The sequence below is a fragment of the Micromonospora sp. BRA006-A genome, assembly GCF_033433935.1.
GTDB classification, from domain to species: Bacteria; Actinomycetota; Actinomycetes; order Mycobacteriales; family Micromonosporaceae; genus Micromonospora; species Micromonospora aurantiaca.
Genome location: NZ_JANCLW010000001.1, coordinates 2,134,790 through 2,149,363, shown reverse-complemented (window position 1 = coordinate 2,149,363; position 14,574 = coordinate 2,134,790). Strand labels below are relative to the sequence as shown.

Below are 14,574 nucleotides of genomic sequence, written 5' to 3'. Positions count from 1 at the left end.
GCTCTGCCGCTATCCCACGGTCGCCAGGAAGTCCGAGTAGAACAGGCCCAGGCCGGCCGCGACGCAGACACCGGCCACGATCCAGAAGCGGACCACGATGGTGGACTCGCTCCATCCGGCCAGTTCGAAGTGGTGGTGCAACGGCACCATCCGGAAGACCCGCCTGCCGGTGGTCCGGAACGAGACGATCTGGATCACCCAGGTCGTGGTGATGATGACGAACAGCCCGGCGATCAGGATCGAGAGCAGCGTCGTACGGGTCACCACCGCGAGCCCGCCGATCAGGCCGCCCAGCCCGAGCGCGCCCACATCACCCATGAAGATCCGCGCCGGTGACGTGTTCCACCACAGGAACCCCACGCAGGCGCCGGCCGCCGCGGCCGCGATCATGGCGATCTCCAGCGGATCGCGGACCTGGTAGCAGTACTCGTTCACGCGGGCGTACCCGTCGTCGGCGCACCAGTGCCGGTACTGCCAGAACCCGATCAGCGAGTACGCGCCGAGCACCAGGATCGACGCGCCGGTGGCCAGGCCGTCGAGGCCGTCGGTGAGGTTCACGCCGTTGGACATCGCCGTGATCACGAAGATGAAGACCATGACCGCGCCGACCTTGCCGACGTCCAGCCAGCTGATGTCGCGGATGAGCGAGATGTGCTCGCTGGCCACGGTCTGGCCGTTGGTGCTCGGCACGTACAGCGCGGCCACACCGAAGCCGCCGCCGACGAGCGCCTGGCCGAGCAGCTTGCCCTTGGCGGACAGCCCGTCGGAGTTGCGCCGGCGCACCTTGAGGAAGTCGTCGAAGAAGCCGACCGCGCCGCAGAAGACGAACAACCCGAGCAGCACCAGGGCCGTCATGGTCGGCCCCTCCTGCGCGATCTGCCGTTCGGGCAGGGTGGTCAGGGCGAGGTGCCCGGCGACGTACGCGAGGACCGTCGCCACGATGAAGACGACGCCGCCCATCGTGGGAGTGCCCACCTTGTGCTCGTTGCTGGCGAGCCCGATGGACCGGATCGGCTGACCGGCCTTCAGCGCGGTGAAGACGCGAACCGCCACCGGCGTACCGAACAGGGAGATGACGAACGCGACGGCGGCCGCGACGATGACGGCCCTCACGGACGGGCCTCCACGAGCTCCGGATTTTCAGCGGTCACGAGACGTGAGCTTGCCATCCGGCGGCGGACGGAGCAGCCCCTGACCGTCGCCACGCCGAGGCTGACGCGTACGCCGTAGCGTCGACGGCATGAGAACGATGCTGGTGTCACTCGCGGTGATCGTGGTGGTGGTGCTCGCGCTCGTCGTCTTCGTCGCCCGGCGCGACCGGACGAGACGCCCGTCGGACGAGGACTCGACCGCCGTCCGCCAGGCCGGCGCGGACCGGCACCGGCACGACGCGCAGCGGCAGGCCGCGTCGGGTCTCGCCGAGCGGCACCGCAACCTGCCGAGCACGTAGGCGCCACCGGCGGTGCGGGCCGGTTTTATCGGTGGCCCCGCCGCGACCCACCGTGCAGGATCACCTGGTGGTCCCACCCGAAACGGTTCTGTCCGACCTCCGCGAGGCGTGGCGCCGCACGCTGGCGGATGACCTTCTCGGCCTGTACCTGCACGGGTCGCTCGTGGCAGGCGACTTCGACGTGAACCGCAGCGACCTCGACCTGCTCGCGGTGCTCGCGAGCGACCCGGACGAGAAGCTCCTCGACGTCCTCGCCGACCTGCACGCGAACCTCGACCGGCGGCACGCGCTGTGGGCCGGCCGGATCGAGGTGGAATACGTGTCACTGGACGCGTTACGCGCCGTTCCCGGCCGGGACCACGTGATCGCCCGGATCAGTCCCGGGGAGTCGTTGCACCTGCTGCCCGCCACCACCCACCGCGTCGTGACCTGGGCCGCCGTGCACGACTACGGCCGTACGCTGCTGGGACCGCCGGCCGGCGAGCTGCTGCCCGCCGTCGAACCCGGCCTCGTCCGCGCCGCCCTGCGGGACCACGTCCGCGACTGGCCGGCCTGGGTGCTCGAGATGACCCCACCCGGAGCCCAGTCGTACGCGGTGCTCACGCTCTGCCGGGCCTACAAGCGCCTGTGCGACGGGCGGCAACTGTCCAAGCGGCAGGCCGCCGAGCAGACGATCGCCGCCCTCCCGCGATGGGCGGACCTGATCGTCTGGGCGCGCGACTGGTGGTACGACTCCGGCCAGGACAGCGATCCCGGCCGGGTCGACGAGGTCAAGGCGTTCGTGCACGAGGTCAGCGCCGCCATCCTGGCCGCGGAACCCGATAGGCGGTGACACCGCCTACTCCTTCAGGCCGATGTTGTCGATCGGCGGGGCGCTGAGCAGCCGCCGGACCGGCCACACCGTGCTCACCAACGCCAGCAGTGTCGTACCGCCGAGCACCGCCGCCCACCCGAGCGGCGGAACGTACGGGATCGGGCTGCCGGTCAGTCCGTTGACGATCGCGGCCAGCGTCAGCACCGCGATCGCCGCGCCGATCAGCACCGCGGTGCCGAGCAGCCCGGCCTGTTCGGCCCGGACCATCCCGCGAATCTGACGCCGGGTGACCCCGACGAGTTGCAGCAACGCCAGCTCGCGGCGGCGGGCCAGTGCCGCCATCACCATCGTGGTGGCCGCCGCCAGCGCCGCGTACCCGACCATCACGCCGATCAGCAGCCGGTTCAGCCAGGCGCCGAGCGCCAGATCGGTGCTGAGCAGGCGCGTACGGGTGGCGGCGTCGAGAACCTCGGTGCCGGGCCGTGCCGACGCCCACGTGGCCAACGCGGTGCCGGCGTACGGACCGCCGCGGACCAGCACCTCGTCGACGGTGTTCGCCGCCGTGTGCCCGGCGACCGTCCCGGCCGCCACTGTGACGTCGCCGAAGCCGAGGCCACGGTCGTAGATCGCGATGACGTCCAACGTGACCGGGGTGCCGTCGCCCAGCCAGAGTTCCGCCTTGTCGCCGACGTCCCAGCCGGACGAGGACGCCTGCGTCGTGGACAGGGCGACGGTGCCGGCGCGCAGGTCGGCCAGGGTGCCCTTGCGCACGGCGAGGTCCATGGTCGAGGTGACGCCCGCCGGGTCGACTGATTGCGCGCCGACCGGCTCGATGCCGCCGAGTGCCCGCACCACGACCTGGGTGCGGCGTACCCCGGTGGCTGCCTGCACCCCGTCCAGCTCGCGGATCTCCCGCGCCGCGTCCGCCGGCAGTCCGCCCGGAGCGGTGAGCACCCGCTCGGCGAGGGATCCCGCGCTGCTCTGCGTGGCGGTCTGCCGTTCCAGGTTGTCCTGCAGGAACCAGACCGAGCCGCCGAACCCGACGGACAGCACGAGTGCGGTCAGGACGGTCGCCATGCCCTGCGCGTTCGCCCGCAGGTTGGCCGCGGCCAGGTAGCCGCCGGCCCGCCATATGCGTGGCAGCACCGGGGTGAGCAGGCGTGCCGCGTACGCGTTGATGTGCGGTGCGAGCAGCGCCACCGCGATGACGAACAGGTAGAGCATGCCGACCGCGCCGGCCAGCGCCCCGGCCCACCCGGCGGCGCCGAGCGTGAACGCCCCGGAGGTGCCGGCCGCCATCAGCGTCAGCACGCCGGCGATCAGGCGTACCGGGCCGTTGCGCCGGGATTCGACGGCGATCTCGCCGAGCGCCTCGATCGGCTTGATGGCGGTGACCCGGCGTGCGGCGATCAGTGCGGCGACCACCGCGACGAGGACCGCCGTACCGATGGCGGCGGGCACCACGAACAGACCGCCCGCCATCGGGAAGCCGGCCGGCACGAACCCGCGCCCGACCAGTTCGCCGTGCACCCAGCGGGCCGCCAGCAGGCCGGCCGGGCCGCCGATCGCGGAGCCGGCCAGGGCGAGCAGCGTGGCCTCGGCGACCAGCATGCGGCGCACCTGCCCCGGTGTGGCGGCGACCGCGCGCAGCAACGCCAGGTCACGCCGGCGGTGCCGGACGGACAGCCCGATGGTGCCGGCCACCACGAACACGATCAGCAGGACGACGTACCCCCCGAAGGCCGACCCGGCCCCGACCAGCAAGCTCCGGGCGGCCTGGTTATCCGACTGCTCGGCGTTCCCGCGGTCCTTCCCGGCGTACGTCGTGGCGCCGGCCGCCGTCGCGATCTCGCGCACCGCGCCGGGGCCGGCGCCGGGTGCCATCCGTACGCCGATCGCGTCCACCCGGCCCGGGTGGGCGGACAGGCGCGCGGCCTGCGCGTCGGTGAAGAACACCGCCACCGCGCCGGTCTCGGCGGTCCCGCTCACCCGGTACGAGCGGCCGATCCCGCCGACGACCAGCGCGATCCGGTTGCCGGGTGCCACGCCCAGCCGGGTGTCGGCCACCACCTCCTCGTCGGTCCGGGGCGCGGTGCCGGCGGCGAGGGGACGACCGGTGAAGACGTACGTCTCCCAACCGTGTCCCACGGCGGCGGGTGAGCCGATCAGCACCCTGTCGTCGCCGGTGACGGCAGTGACGCCCGGCACCCGGCGGATCCGGTCCACCAGGTCCGCGTCCACAGTGCCGCCCTCGGGCAGCGCCACGGTGCTCGTGGTGGTCTCGCCGTCGAACTCCCGGGACGTGTGGCTGATCGTGCGGTTGACGACGACCACGTCGGCGCTCGCCCACAGCCGCGGCTCCGGGCGGAACCGCAGCCCTGATTCGACGAGCGAGCCCATCGCCACCAGGATCAGCACGCCGACGATCAGGGCCAGCAGGGTCGCGGCGGCAGGGCCGGTGCGGTGCCGCAGCAGGCGCGCGGCCAGGCCGGTCATCGGAGGATCCGCCCGTCCAGCGACGCCAGGTGCTCGGCGATCCGGACGGCGCCGAGCTGCGGGAGGTCCGCGACCATCGCACCGTCCGCCAGCACCAGCACCCGATCCGCGTACGACGCCGCGATCGGGTCGTGGGTCACCATCACCACCGTCTGCCCGTGCTCGTCCACGACCGCGCGCAACAGGGTGAGCACCTCCGCCGCGGTCCTCGAGTCGAGGGCGCCGGTGGGCTCGTCCGAGAAGATCACCTCGGGGCGGGTGGCAAGCGCCCGGGCGATCGCCACCCGCTGCTGCTGGCCGCCGGACAGCGCCGCCGGCCGGTGGTGCAGCCGGTCGGCGAGGCCGACCCGCTCGACCACGTGGGTCAGCCAGGCCCGGTCCGGGCGCACGCCGGCCAGACGCAGGGGCAGCACGATGTTCTCCTCGACGGTGAGTGCGCCGATCAGGTTGAACGCCTGGAAGACGAACCCGATCCGGGTACGACGCAGCTCGGTCAGGCGCGTCTCGGACAGCCCGGACAGGTCGGTGCCGCCGACGACCACCCGGCCGTTCGTGGGGCGGTCGAGCCCGGCCGCGATCTGCAGCAGCGTGCTCTTGCCGGAGCCCGACGGCCCCATCACCGCGGTGAAGGTGCCCCGGCCGAAGCCGACGTCGACGCCCGCGAGCGCGGTCACCTGGTTGCGGCCGGTGCCGTACACGCGGCTGAGTCGTTCGACGTGTACCGCCGGTTCGACGGTCTGTCCCATTCTGGTGGCCTCTCTCCGTGTCTTCGGCAGCAACTGCGCGCACCAGAAACGCTATTGAGCTGGGGGAACAGCGACCATCCAGCGGGCTGCCCAGTGCGGGTACAGCAGGCACCACCTCCGACCCCGACGATTCCTCCATGCCGCAGCAGGCACCGTGGCCGGCGTGCCGAATAGGCACTGAGCCCGCGCGGCTCGACCGTTTGCTCATGCTCGTGACCGGACTCCTCGCGGCGACCTTCGACTTCGACTGCCGAGAGCCATAGGGTCAGGGTGTGACGACGAAGCCAGGCACCTATCGCGTCGCGGACAACTCCCCCGTAGCGTTCGTGGAAGCGCTCAGAACGTGGGTACCGCTCGCCCACGAGGAGTTGGTCACGAGGGCACGCCGGTACAACGACGTCATCAAGTACAAGGAGCTCGGCGACCTCGTGCAGGAGCGGTCAGGCATCCGCACGCGCATGCTGCTGACCAACTGGATCGGGAAACTCCTGGAAGAGGTTGCCATCTTGGCGAAAGCCGCCGGTGAGCCGCCGCTTACGTCGCTGTGTGTCCGTCAGGACGGGACGATAGGTGGGGGATATGCCAGGGCACCGAAGTCCGTTGTGGACCTTCCGGGCGAAGATATCGAGGTTTACGCCGCCGGGCATCGCCTGCTGTGTTACCGAGCTTACGACGCTGTCGGCCTGCCTGCCGATGGCGGCCGACCTGAGCTGACCAAGGAGGTGGCCGAGCGCCGGGCAGCTCGCAGGGCTGCTACGGAGCCTGCGCCTCGACCGCGCTGCCCGACCTGCCACACCGAATTGCCCGCGTCGGGCCGCTGCGACTACTGCGCATAGGCGACGGATTGACCCACGCCCGCAGGCGCTGCCGCGCGTTTCAGGTCGCCGGCGAGGGACGTCCGGGGCAGGCGCATCGCCGGTCAGGGCTGAGTTCGTCGGCGCGTCCGTGGCGGATGGCGTGTGCTCGATCGCGGACCTCCTGGAGTTGGCCGACGGTCAGGCGGCGGGCGTTCCAGATCAGCTGGGCGACCTCGGTTGCGTCCGGATGGACCGGCGGACGGTCGTCGGCCAGGTCGATGCCGGTCAGCGCGCCGAGGTCGTCGGGCGAGATGTCGAGGAATGCGGCGAACCCGACGAGCAGGTCCGGGGTCAAGGTCTTCGTGCCGCGGCCGATCATGCCGATCGTCGACGCCGACAGCATGTCGCGGCAGCCGATGCCGAACAGGTACTTGGCGGAGCCCAACCAGTTCAGGTTGCGGTTGTGCAGCAGGCGCAGCATCAGGCCGCCGGGATTGTTCGGGTACTGCTGATACCGCGGTGCCGAGGACGGCTCCGGGCGGGGCTGCTGGGGCAACGACCGCACAAGCTGGTGCAGTTCCCGTACGGCCCGCGGCAGATACGTCAGGGACCAGGACAGCGAAGCGATGCCGTCGGCAGCGGCTGGGTCCAGCGGAGCGAGGTCGTGAGGCACGGGCCGGCCCGCGATGACGAACAGATCGCCGGCGTGCAGGCCGAGTGCGGGGGCAAGCCGGCGCAGCAGTGACGGGCCCGGTTCGGTGCCGTCGAGCACCGCCGTGATCAGCGGCTCCGGAACGGCCGCCCGACGGGCCAGGGAGCTGACGCCGATGCCTCGCAGCTCGGCCAGTCGCCTCACCTGGACCGCGAACGTCGGCAGTGTCCGCACAGTCCCAGCCTACGGTCCGGACAGCCCAGTCAGCTCCCACCCGTTCGGAGACACATCAGTCCCTCCCATCGGCCGTACCTCAGCGGGCTTGTGCCGGAAGGTGGAGTCGGCCGTCGTGGACTTCGGCGATCTGGTCGACGGCGGTGAGGTTCGTGCGGTCGTGGGTGACCAGGACGGTGGCGGTGGTCTGCTGGTGGGTGAGGCGGGTGATCAGTTCGATGACGGCGGCGCCGCGTTCGTGGTCGAGCGCGCTGGTGGGTTCGTCGACGAGCAGGACGGTGGGGTCGTTCATCAGCGCGCGGGCGATGTTGACGCGCTGGCGCTGGCCGCCGGAGAGCTGGTGCGGCCGGCGGTCGGCCTGGCCGGCGAGGCCGACCGCGTCGAGGAGTTCCACGGCGCGGGTACGGGCTCTGGCCGGTGGGCGGCCGTCGATCTGGGCCATCACCTGGAGCTGCTCGGCGGCGGTGAGGGAGGGCAGCAGGTTGGGCTGCTGGAAGACGACGCCGATCTTGTGACGGCGCAGGTCGGCGAGTTCGCCCCGCGGCATCCCGGTGGTGGCGGTGCCGTCGATGGTGACGGTGCCGGAGTCGGGGGTGATGAGGGTCGCGGCGACCGCGAGGAGGCTGGACTTGCCGGAGCCGGAGGGGCCGATCACGGCGGTCAGGCTGCCCTTGGGTACGTCCAGGGTGACGCGGTCGAGGGCGGTCAGGCGGCCCTCGCCGTCGGGGTAGGTGAGGGTGATGTCGGTCAGGTTAAGGCTCATCGGGCGCTCCCCAGGGCGGTCAGCGGGTCGACGGAGGTGATGCGGCGGATGGCCAGAGCGGCTCCGAGGGCGCCGAGGACGACGATCACGGCCGCGGGAAGGAGGACGGTCACCGGGGTGAGGAGGAACGGCACCGTGGACCCGGCGACGAGGGCGCCGAGCGCGGCGGCGATGCCGGTGCCGAGCAGGGTGCCGCCGACGAGCAGGACGACGGCCTGTCCGAGGGCGTCCTTGAGGAGGTTGGCGGTGGGGGCGCCGAGCGCCTTGAGCACTGCGACGTCGCCGCTGCGCTGGATGGTCCAGACGGTGAAGAAGGCCCCGATGACGAGGGCGGAGATGGCGAACAGGAAGCCGCGCATCAGCTGCAGCGAGCCGTTCTCGGAGGTGTAGGAGCCGATCGCGGACAGCGAGTCGGAGACCGAGACCGTCCTGGTGCCCGCCTGCCGGTCGGTGGCTCCCGGATCGGCGTCCGAGGTGGTGGTCAGGGCGACGACGGTGGCCGTCGGGCCGCCGTCACCGGTGCCGGTCGGAGGCGCGCTCTTCTGCCACACGCCCAGGCTGATCCACACCACGGGGGTGTGGCTGAAGGAGGCGTCGCCGCGTACGGCCGCCACTGTGAGTCGCTGCCCGGCGAGGGTGACGGAGTCGCCGGCCTGCACACCGAGGTCGTCGGCGGCCCTGGTGGACAGCACCGCCGATTGGTCGTCGATCCGGCCGCTGTCGGGGGCCAGGCGGGAGCCGGGCCGGACGCCGAAGGCGGAGACCCCGGCGCTCCGGTTTCCGGCGGTGGCCCTGGTCGTGGTGATGCCCAGCGGTTCGGCGCCGGTCACTCCGGGGGCCTCGGCCCACTGCTGCCACTGCTTCTCGGTGACCGTGGAGTTGGAGTACGACACGTCCTGGCCCTCGCCGGGGGCCTGGAAGGCGATCCTGTCGGCGGGCAGGCCGGTGATGGCGGAGATGTTCTGCCGGCCCAGTCCGGCCGTCAACCCGGACAGCAGCCCGACCAGCAGGGTGATCAACACGATGACGGTTCCCATCAGGGCGAAGCGCCCCTTGGCGAACTTCAGGTCTCTCCAGGCGACGAACACGGCAGCGGCCTGTCCTTTCCGGCGGTGGAAGCGGTACGACTCCACCATCGCGGCCGGCGCCGGTGTCCGCGTCTGGCGTAGGGCGGCACTTCGCGGGCCGAAGGACGGCGCCCGGGTTCTAACTTTCGATAGAGGCCCCGGGGCCGCCGGCGTCGGTAACGTGGGACGCACTGTGAGCACCGCTGCCCCTGCCCTGACCCCGACCACCCGAGCCCTGGCCTGGTGCCTGCACCTGCTGATCATCGGCCTGCTCGTCCTGGCCGCGGGCCGGGCGGTGGCCGACGACCGGCCCCACGCCGGATCGATCGTGGCGGTGGCGGTGGCGTGCGGTCTGGCGTACGCCATCGGGCCGCTCCTCCCCCGCATCCGGCGCTCGCGGCGGGCCGCCGCGTGGTGGCTGGCCGCCGTCGGCGCCGTGTGGCTGGTGTTGCTGGGCCTGACCCCCGACGCGATCTGGGTGGCGTTCCCGCTGTACTTCCTCCAGCTCCACCTGTTGCCGCGCCGGGCCGGTCTGGCCGCCGTGATCGTCACCGCCGTGGCGGCCGTCGCCGGGTTCGGCGCCCACACCGGCTCGTTCACCCCGGCCACGGTGATCGGTCCTGCGCTCGGCGCCGCCGTCGCCGTCGGGGTGGTGTGGGGGTACCAGGCCCTGTATCGGGAGAGCGAGCAGCGCAGGCAGCTGATCGAGGAACTCACCGCCACCCGGGCGGAGCTGGCCCGGGCCGAGCACACCGCCGGCGTACTCGCCGAGCGCGAGCGTCTGGCCCGCGAGATCCACGACACCCTCGCTCAGGGCCTGTCGAGCATCCAGCTGCTGTTGCGCGCCGCCGAGCGCGCCCTGCCCGGCCGGCCCGGTGCCGCCTCCGGTCACGTCGACGCGGCCCGTCAGGTCGCCGTGGACAACCTCGCCGAGGCCCGCCGCTTCGTCGCCGCGCTCACCCCGCCCGCCCTGGAAGGCACCACCCTGGCCGGCGCTCTGGAACGCCTGTGCACCACCACCAGCGCCCGCCACCGCCTCACCGCCCGCTTCCACCTCGTCGGCGACCCCGTGTCGCTGCCGACCGCCCACGAGGTGGCGCTCCTGCGTATCGCCCAGTCCACAGTCGCGAACACGCTCCGCCACGCCCAGGCGGCCACCGCCGAGATCACGCTCAGTCATCTCGGCGACCGCATCGTCCTTCACGTCGCCGACGACGGGCGCGGCTTCGACCCGGAAGACCTGCCCGCTCCCGACATCGACGGCGGCGGCTTCGGCCTGGCGGCCATGCGTGCCCGCATGGCCGCCCTCGGCGGCACCCTGGCCGTCGCATCCGCGCCCGGCCGGGGCACCGCCGTGACCGCCGAGCTTCCCCTCACCCCGCCCACCAGCACCGAGCCCGAGGGCCGCCCGTGACCGACGACGTTCCCATCCGCCTCCTCCTGGCCGACGACCACCCGGTCGTACGGGCCGGGCTGCGCGCCGTGCTGGAAACCGAACCCGGCCTGGTCGTGGTGGCCGAAGCCGCCACCGCCGAGGAGGCAGTCACCCGCGCCGCCGCAGGCGACATCGACGTCGTGCTGATGGACCTGCAGTTCGGGAAGGGCATGGGCGGTGCCGAAGCCACCGCCCGGATCACCGCCCGCCCGGATGGGCCGCGTGTGCTGATCGTCACCACGTACGACTCCGACGCCGACACCCTGCCCGCCATCGAGGCCGGCGCCACCGGCTACCTCCTCAAGGACGCCCCACCCGAGGATCTGGCCGCCGCCGTCCGCACCGCCGCCGCCGGGCGCACCACGCTGGCGCCCACCGTCGCGCACCGCCTGATGAACCGCCTGCGGACGCCGGGCACGGCCCTGACCCGACGCGAGACCGAGGTCATCGCCCTGGTCGCCGACGGCCTGTCGAACCACAGCATCGGCACCCGGCTCCACCTGACCGAGGGCACCGTCAAGTCCCACCTGGCCCGCATCTACGCCAAGCTCGGCGTCGAGTCGCGTACCGCCGCCGTCGCCACCGCCACCGAACTCGGCCTCATCCGCCGCTGACCCCGGGCGGGTCGTCGGCCACGCCGGCTACCGGCGTCGGCGATTGAGCAGGTCACAGCCGGGGTAGTGGGCCTCCTCGCGGAAGATCGATCGGCGGCCGGTCCCGGTCCGCCCGGCGAGAGGGGGACGACCGGTGCGGACCTGGGTACGCGACGCCGCCACGCGGTTACGCAGCGACGGGATGACAGTGGTCGAGCTGACCGCCGCCGCTGTGGTCGCCTGGATCGTGGCGGCGCTGGTGATCCGTCACCCGGACCCGTTCTTCGCGCCGACCGCCGCGCTCGTCGTGCTCGGCGAGTCCCGCGGGCGACGACTGCGGCAGACCGTCGAGATCCTGCTCGCCGTGGCAGCCGCCGTGCTCGTCGCGGAGCTGCTGGTGTACGCGCTGGGCCCGGGCACCGAGACGGTCCTGCTGGTGCTGCTGCTCACCACCACGACGCTCGTGGTGATCGGGGCCCGCCGTGCCCTGGTCGTGCAGGCCAGCGTCTCGGCCATGTACCTGGTCGTGGTCTCCGCGCCGAACGGGACGCTGATGCCGTTCCGCTTCGTCGACGCACTCATCGGCGGCGCCGTGGCGCTCGCCGCCAGCCAGCTGATGGCCGCCCGCGATCCGCTGGCACCGCTGGTGGCCCAGGCCCGGCGCAGCTACACCGACCTGGCCGACCTGCTCGACCAGGTCAACGCGGCACTGAAGGGCTGCGACGAGGACGCCGCCCGCGCCGCGCTGGACCGGGCGCGGCAGGTGGACGACTGCGTCGCCGAGATGCAGGCCGCGGTGCTCGCCACCGGCGAGACGCTGCGGCTGGGACTGCGCCGCCGGCACCTGGGCAAGCTCGCCGAGGTGGAGGCCACACTGCGGCAGCTCGACTACGCCGCCCGCAACATCCGGGTGCTGGCCCGGGCCGGCGTGACCCTGACCCGCCGGCACACCGCCACGCCGCCGGAGCTGGCCGCCGCGATCGGCGCGCTGACCTCCGCCGTACGGTCGGCTGGTGAGGCCATGGCCCACGACCTCACCGGCGCCGACGCCGACCGGCACGCGCGACGGGCCGACGCGGCGGCGCTGGAGGCGGTCCGGATCGCCGCGGGCCTGCTGCGGACCGATCCACCGCTGCCGGTCACCATGATCGTCGGGCAGATCCGGGCGACAGCGATCGACCTGCTGCGCGGCGTCGGCCACGACGACGTGGCGGTGCTGGACCGGGTGGACGAGGCGCTCGGCCTGAGCCGGGCAGGACACCCGGCTGCCGTCGGCCATCGGAGCCGACTTGCCAGCGGCTGACAGGACGCTACGTCGTGAAGTAGGCGGCGCTCTCCGCATCGGCCGGGTAGTAGGACTCGATCGCGATCTCGTCGATCGTGATGTCCATCGGGGTGCCGAAGGTGGTGATGGTCGAGAACAGCCGCAGCTCCCGTCCGCCGACGCGAAGGATCATCGGTATCACGACGTCCGCTTCGATCCGCTGACCCGGCGTATCCTCCGGTTCGGGCGCCAGCAGCTCTTCGTAGAGTGCGGTGAGCTCAGGGTCGGGAGCAGTGGCGAGCTGGCGTGAGATCCGGCTGCGGAACACCGCGCGCACGTCGGCCAGATTGACGACCATGCGCGCGAGACCGCGCGGATCCAGTCCCAGCCGTACCAGGTTGACCGGCGGCCGCAGCAGGTCAGGAGCCACCTGCGCGAAGAACGGCTCGACGGCGCGGTTGGTCATCACGATGTTCCACCGGCGATCGAAGACCACCGCCGGGTAGGGCTCGTGCGCGCGGAGCACCCTCCGGACAGCGTCGTGGACGGCTGACAGCGCGTTGTGGTCGAGCGACCGCTCGGCGTACCGGGGTGCGAAGCCCCCGGCGAGCAGCAGCCGGTTGCGATCACGCAGCGGCACGTGGAGCTGATCCGCGAGTCGCAGGATCATGTCGGGGCTCGGCTTGGACTTACCGGTCTCGACCAGACTGACGTGACGAGCCGAGACCTCCGCAGCTATCGCGAGATCCAGTTGGCTGAGTCCCCGGCGCTGCCGCCACTGCCGCAGGAGTTCCCCGACCGTGTGCACGGTCATGGAGCGTACTCATCGTCGCGCCGGACGCCATGAAATCCGAGTTCATCGACAGCCGGAGCGGTCACGCGAACACTGCATCCATGACCATGGCGAACAAGAGCATCGTCCAACGGGCGCTGGCAGGACTGATCGAGACGGGCGACGTCGATGCGCTCGCCCGGTTCCTGAGTGACGACTTCGTCCACCACAGGCCGGGTTCAACCACCTCGACAAAGGTGGAGTGGCTCGCCGCCGTTCGCGCCGCGCTGGTACCGCTCGCCGGCATGCAGGTCGAGATCCATCAGGTGCTGGCCGACGGCGATCACGTCGTGATGTACTCGCGGCGCTGGCTTCCCGGCGCAGGACCGGAGATCGCGGTCGTCGACATCTGGCGGATCGACGACGGGCTGATCGCCGAGGCGTGGGAGATCATCGAGCCGGTGGCCCAGGTGACCGCCAACCTCGCGTGGTGGGTCTGACCACCTCTACCGAGCGTCGGCGTCGGCGAGCAGTCGGGCAGCCAGGGCCCGTACCTCGTCCTTGAGTTTCTCCGGCCGGTCGATCGTGAACGACCAGCCGAGTCCGGCGAGCATCTGTGCCGCGCCGTCGAGCCGTTCTGCCCGGGCGGTGAGGCGCACTCCGCCGGGAACCTCGGTGAGCGTGCCGACCGACTGCGGGATCCGTCGCTGCGCCTGCTCCAGGCTTGTGTGCAGCACCACGGAGATGTCGTGCGCGTACGGCACTGCCGCCAGACCGGTGAGTACCTGCGTGGTGGGATCGAAGCCGGCCGGGGTGTCGAACCTGCCCGGGGTGGGGTGGGCGGTCCCGATGCGGTCGAGCCGGAACGTCCGTACGGCCCGGCGGTGGTGGTCGTGGCCGGTGACGTACCACCGGCCGGCGTGGAAGACCAGCCCGTACGGGTCGAGCCGGCGCTCGCCGGACTCGCCGCGCCAGGTGGTGTAGGTGATGCTCACCGGTTGCTGATGTCGGGCCGCTTCGGCGAGCACCAGCAGCACCTCGATGCCGGGCGGGGCGGTCTTGCGGACCCGTGCGGTGAAGTCCACGGTCTCCAGCAGCGAATCGATCCGCCGGGCGAGAAGGGCCGGCAGCACCCGGCGGATCTTCGCGGTCGCGCTCTCGGCGGCCGCGCCTTCGGCGGTGACCAGCCCGGCCCGGCCGGCGGCGACGAGCCCGAGCATGACGGCGACCGCCTCCTCGTCGGTGAGCATGAGTGGCGGCAGCTTGTATCCGGGCGCGAGCCGGTATCCGCCGTAGCGACCGCGCCGGACCTCGACCGGGATGCCCAGGTCGGCGAGATGCGCGGCGTATCGGCGGACCGTGCGCTCGTCGACGCCCAGCCGGCCGGCCAGGTCGGCGACGGTGAAGCCGCCGCCGGCTTGGAGGATCTCCAGCAACGCCAGTACGCGCGCGGTCGGCCGGGTCACTGATCCCCACTTCCAATCCGGGCGG

15 protein-coding genes are annotated in these 14,574 nt (G+C 72.2%); 7 read left to right on the top strand and 8 right to left on the bottom strand.

Annotation, left to right across the window (positions count from 1 at the left end):
- Positions 1-9: 9 nt before the first annotated feature.
- Positions 10-1,113: a phospho-N-acetylmuramoyl-pentapeptide-transferase gene (mraY, locus tag NMK34_RS10310; protein ID WP_318333179.1), complete on the bottom strand. Its 1,104-nt coding sequence runs from the start codon at positions 1,111-1,113 to the stop codon at positions 10-12.
- 127 nt (positions 1,114-1,240) lie between these two features.
- On the opposite strand from mraY, the gene NMK34_RS10305 reads away from it, so the two are divergent.
- Positions 1,241-1,450, top strand: coding sequence for a hypothetical protein (locus tag NMK34_RS10305; protein WP_318333178.1), 210 nt, complete (start codon positions 1,241-1,243; stop codon positions 1,448-1,450).
- A gap of 67 nt (positions 1,451-1,517) precedes the next feature.
- Positions 1,518-2,282, top strand: a complete 765-nt coding sequence (locus NMK34_RS10300) for an aminoglycoside adenylyltransferase domain-containing protein (RefSeq protein ID WP_318333177.1) — start codon at positions 1,518-1,520, stop codon at positions 2,280-2,282.
- 6 nt (positions 2,283-2,288) lie between these two features.
- Here NMK34_RS10300 and NMK34_RS10295 read toward each other — a convergent pair whose 3' ends face one another.
- Both NMK34_RS10295 and NMK34_RS10290 read right to left on the bottom strand, forming a co-directional pair.
- On the bottom strand, positions 2,289-4,760 hold the full coding sequence (locus NMK34_RS10295; protein ID WP_318333176.1) for an ABC transporter permease: 2,472 nt from the start codon (positions 4,758-4,760) through the stop codon (positions 2,289-2,291).
- Positions 4,757-5,506: an ABC transporter ATP-binding protein gene (locus NMK34_RS10290; protein WP_318333175.1), complete on the bottom strand. Its 750-nt coding sequence runs from the start codon at positions 5,504-5,506 to the stop codon at positions 4,757-4,759. The genes NMK34_RS10295 and NMK34_RS10290 overlap by 4 nt, the downstream gene beginning before the upstream one ends.
- A gap of 272 nt (positions 5,507-5,778) precedes the next feature.
- On the opposite strand from NMK34_RS10290, the gene NMK34_RS10285 reads away from it, so the two are divergent.
- Positions 5,779-6,342 carry a hypothetical protein gene (locus NMK34_RS10285; protein ID WP_318333174.1) on the top strand — a complete coding sequence of 188 codons (564 nt, stop codon included), beginning with the start codon at positions 5,779-5,781 and terminating at the stop codon, positions 6,340-6,342.
- Between the two features lie 40 nt (positions 6,343-6,382).
- Here NMK34_RS10285 and NMK34_RS10280 read toward each other — a convergent pair whose 3' ends face one another.
- From NMK34_RS10280 to NMK34_RS10270, 3 genes are all read right to left on the bottom strand, one after another.
- Complete coding sequence (locus tag NMK34_RS10280) at positions 6,383-7,075, bottom strand: XRE family transcriptional regulator (RefSeq protein ID WP_318333173.1); 693 nt, start codon at positions 7,073-7,075, stop codon at positions 6,383-6,385.
- Positions 7,076-7,268: 193 nt separating this feature from the next.
- Complete coding sequence (locus NMK34_RS10275) at positions 7,269-7,952, bottom strand: ABC transporter ATP-binding protein (RefSeq protein ID WP_318333172.1); 684 nt, start codon at positions 7,950-7,952, stop codon at positions 7,269-7,271.
- Complete coding sequence (locus NMK34_RS10270) at positions 7,949-9,040, bottom strand: ABC transporter permease (RefSeq protein ID WP_318333171.1); 1,092 nt, start codon at positions 9,038-9,040, stop codon at positions 7,949-7,951. Before NMK34_RS10270 ends, NMK34_RS10275 begins: the two co-directional genes overlap by 4 nt.
- Positions 9,041-9,212: 172 nt before the next feature.
- Here NMK34_RS10270 and NMK34_RS10265 point away from each other — a divergent pair, with 172 nt between their 5' ends.
- The 3 genes from NMK34_RS10265 to NMK34_RS10255 all read left to right on the top strand — a co-directional run bounded on the left by NMK34_RS10265 (position 9,213) and on the right by NMK34_RS10255 (position 12,350).
- Positions 9,213-10,433 carry a sensor histidine kinase gene (locus NMK34_RS10265; RefSeq protein WP_318333170.1) on the top strand — a complete coding sequence of 407 codons (1,221 nt, stop codon included), beginning with the start codon at positions 9,213-9,215 and terminating at the stop codon, positions 10,431-10,433.
- Entirely contained in the window at positions 10,430-11,068 is a 639-nt protein-coding gene (locus NMK34_RS10260) for a response regulator transcription factor (RefSeq protein ID WP_318333169.1), read from the top strand. The genes NMK34_RS10265 and NMK34_RS10260 overlap by 4 nt, the downstream gene beginning before the upstream one ends.
- A gap of 133 nt (positions 11,069-11,201) precedes the next feature.
- Positions 11,202-12,350, top strand: a complete 1,149-nt coding sequence (locus NMK34_RS10255; protein ID WP_318333168.1) for an FUSC family protein — start codon at positions 11,202-11,204, stop codon at positions 12,348-12,350.
- Positions 12,351-12,357: 7 nt separating this feature from the next.
- Here NMK34_RS10255 and NMK34_RS10250 read toward each other — a convergent pair whose 3' ends face one another.
- A complete protein-coding gene (locus NMK34_RS10250) occupies positions 12,358-13,125 on the bottom strand; it encodes a helix-turn-helix transcriptional regulator (protein WP_318333167.1) in 768 nt (255 codons plus the stop codon).
- 80 nt (positions 13,126-13,205) lie between these two features.
- Here NMK34_RS10250 and NMK34_RS10245 point away from each other — a divergent pair, with 80 nt between their 5' ends.
- Complete coding sequence (locus NMK34_RS10245; protein ID WP_318333166.1) at positions 13,206-13,583, top strand: nuclear transport factor 2 family protein; 378 nt, start codon at positions 13,206-13,208, stop codon at positions 13,581-13,583.
- Between the two features lie 6 nt (positions 13,584-13,589).
- On the opposite strand, the gene NMK34_RS10240 is transcribed toward NMK34_RS10245, so the two are convergent.
- Entirely contained in the window at positions 13,590-14,549 is a 960-nt protein-coding gene (locus NMK34_RS10240; protein ID WP_318333165.1) for a YafY family protein, read from the bottom strand.
- Between the last annotated feature and the right edge of the window lie 25 nt (positions 14,550-14,574).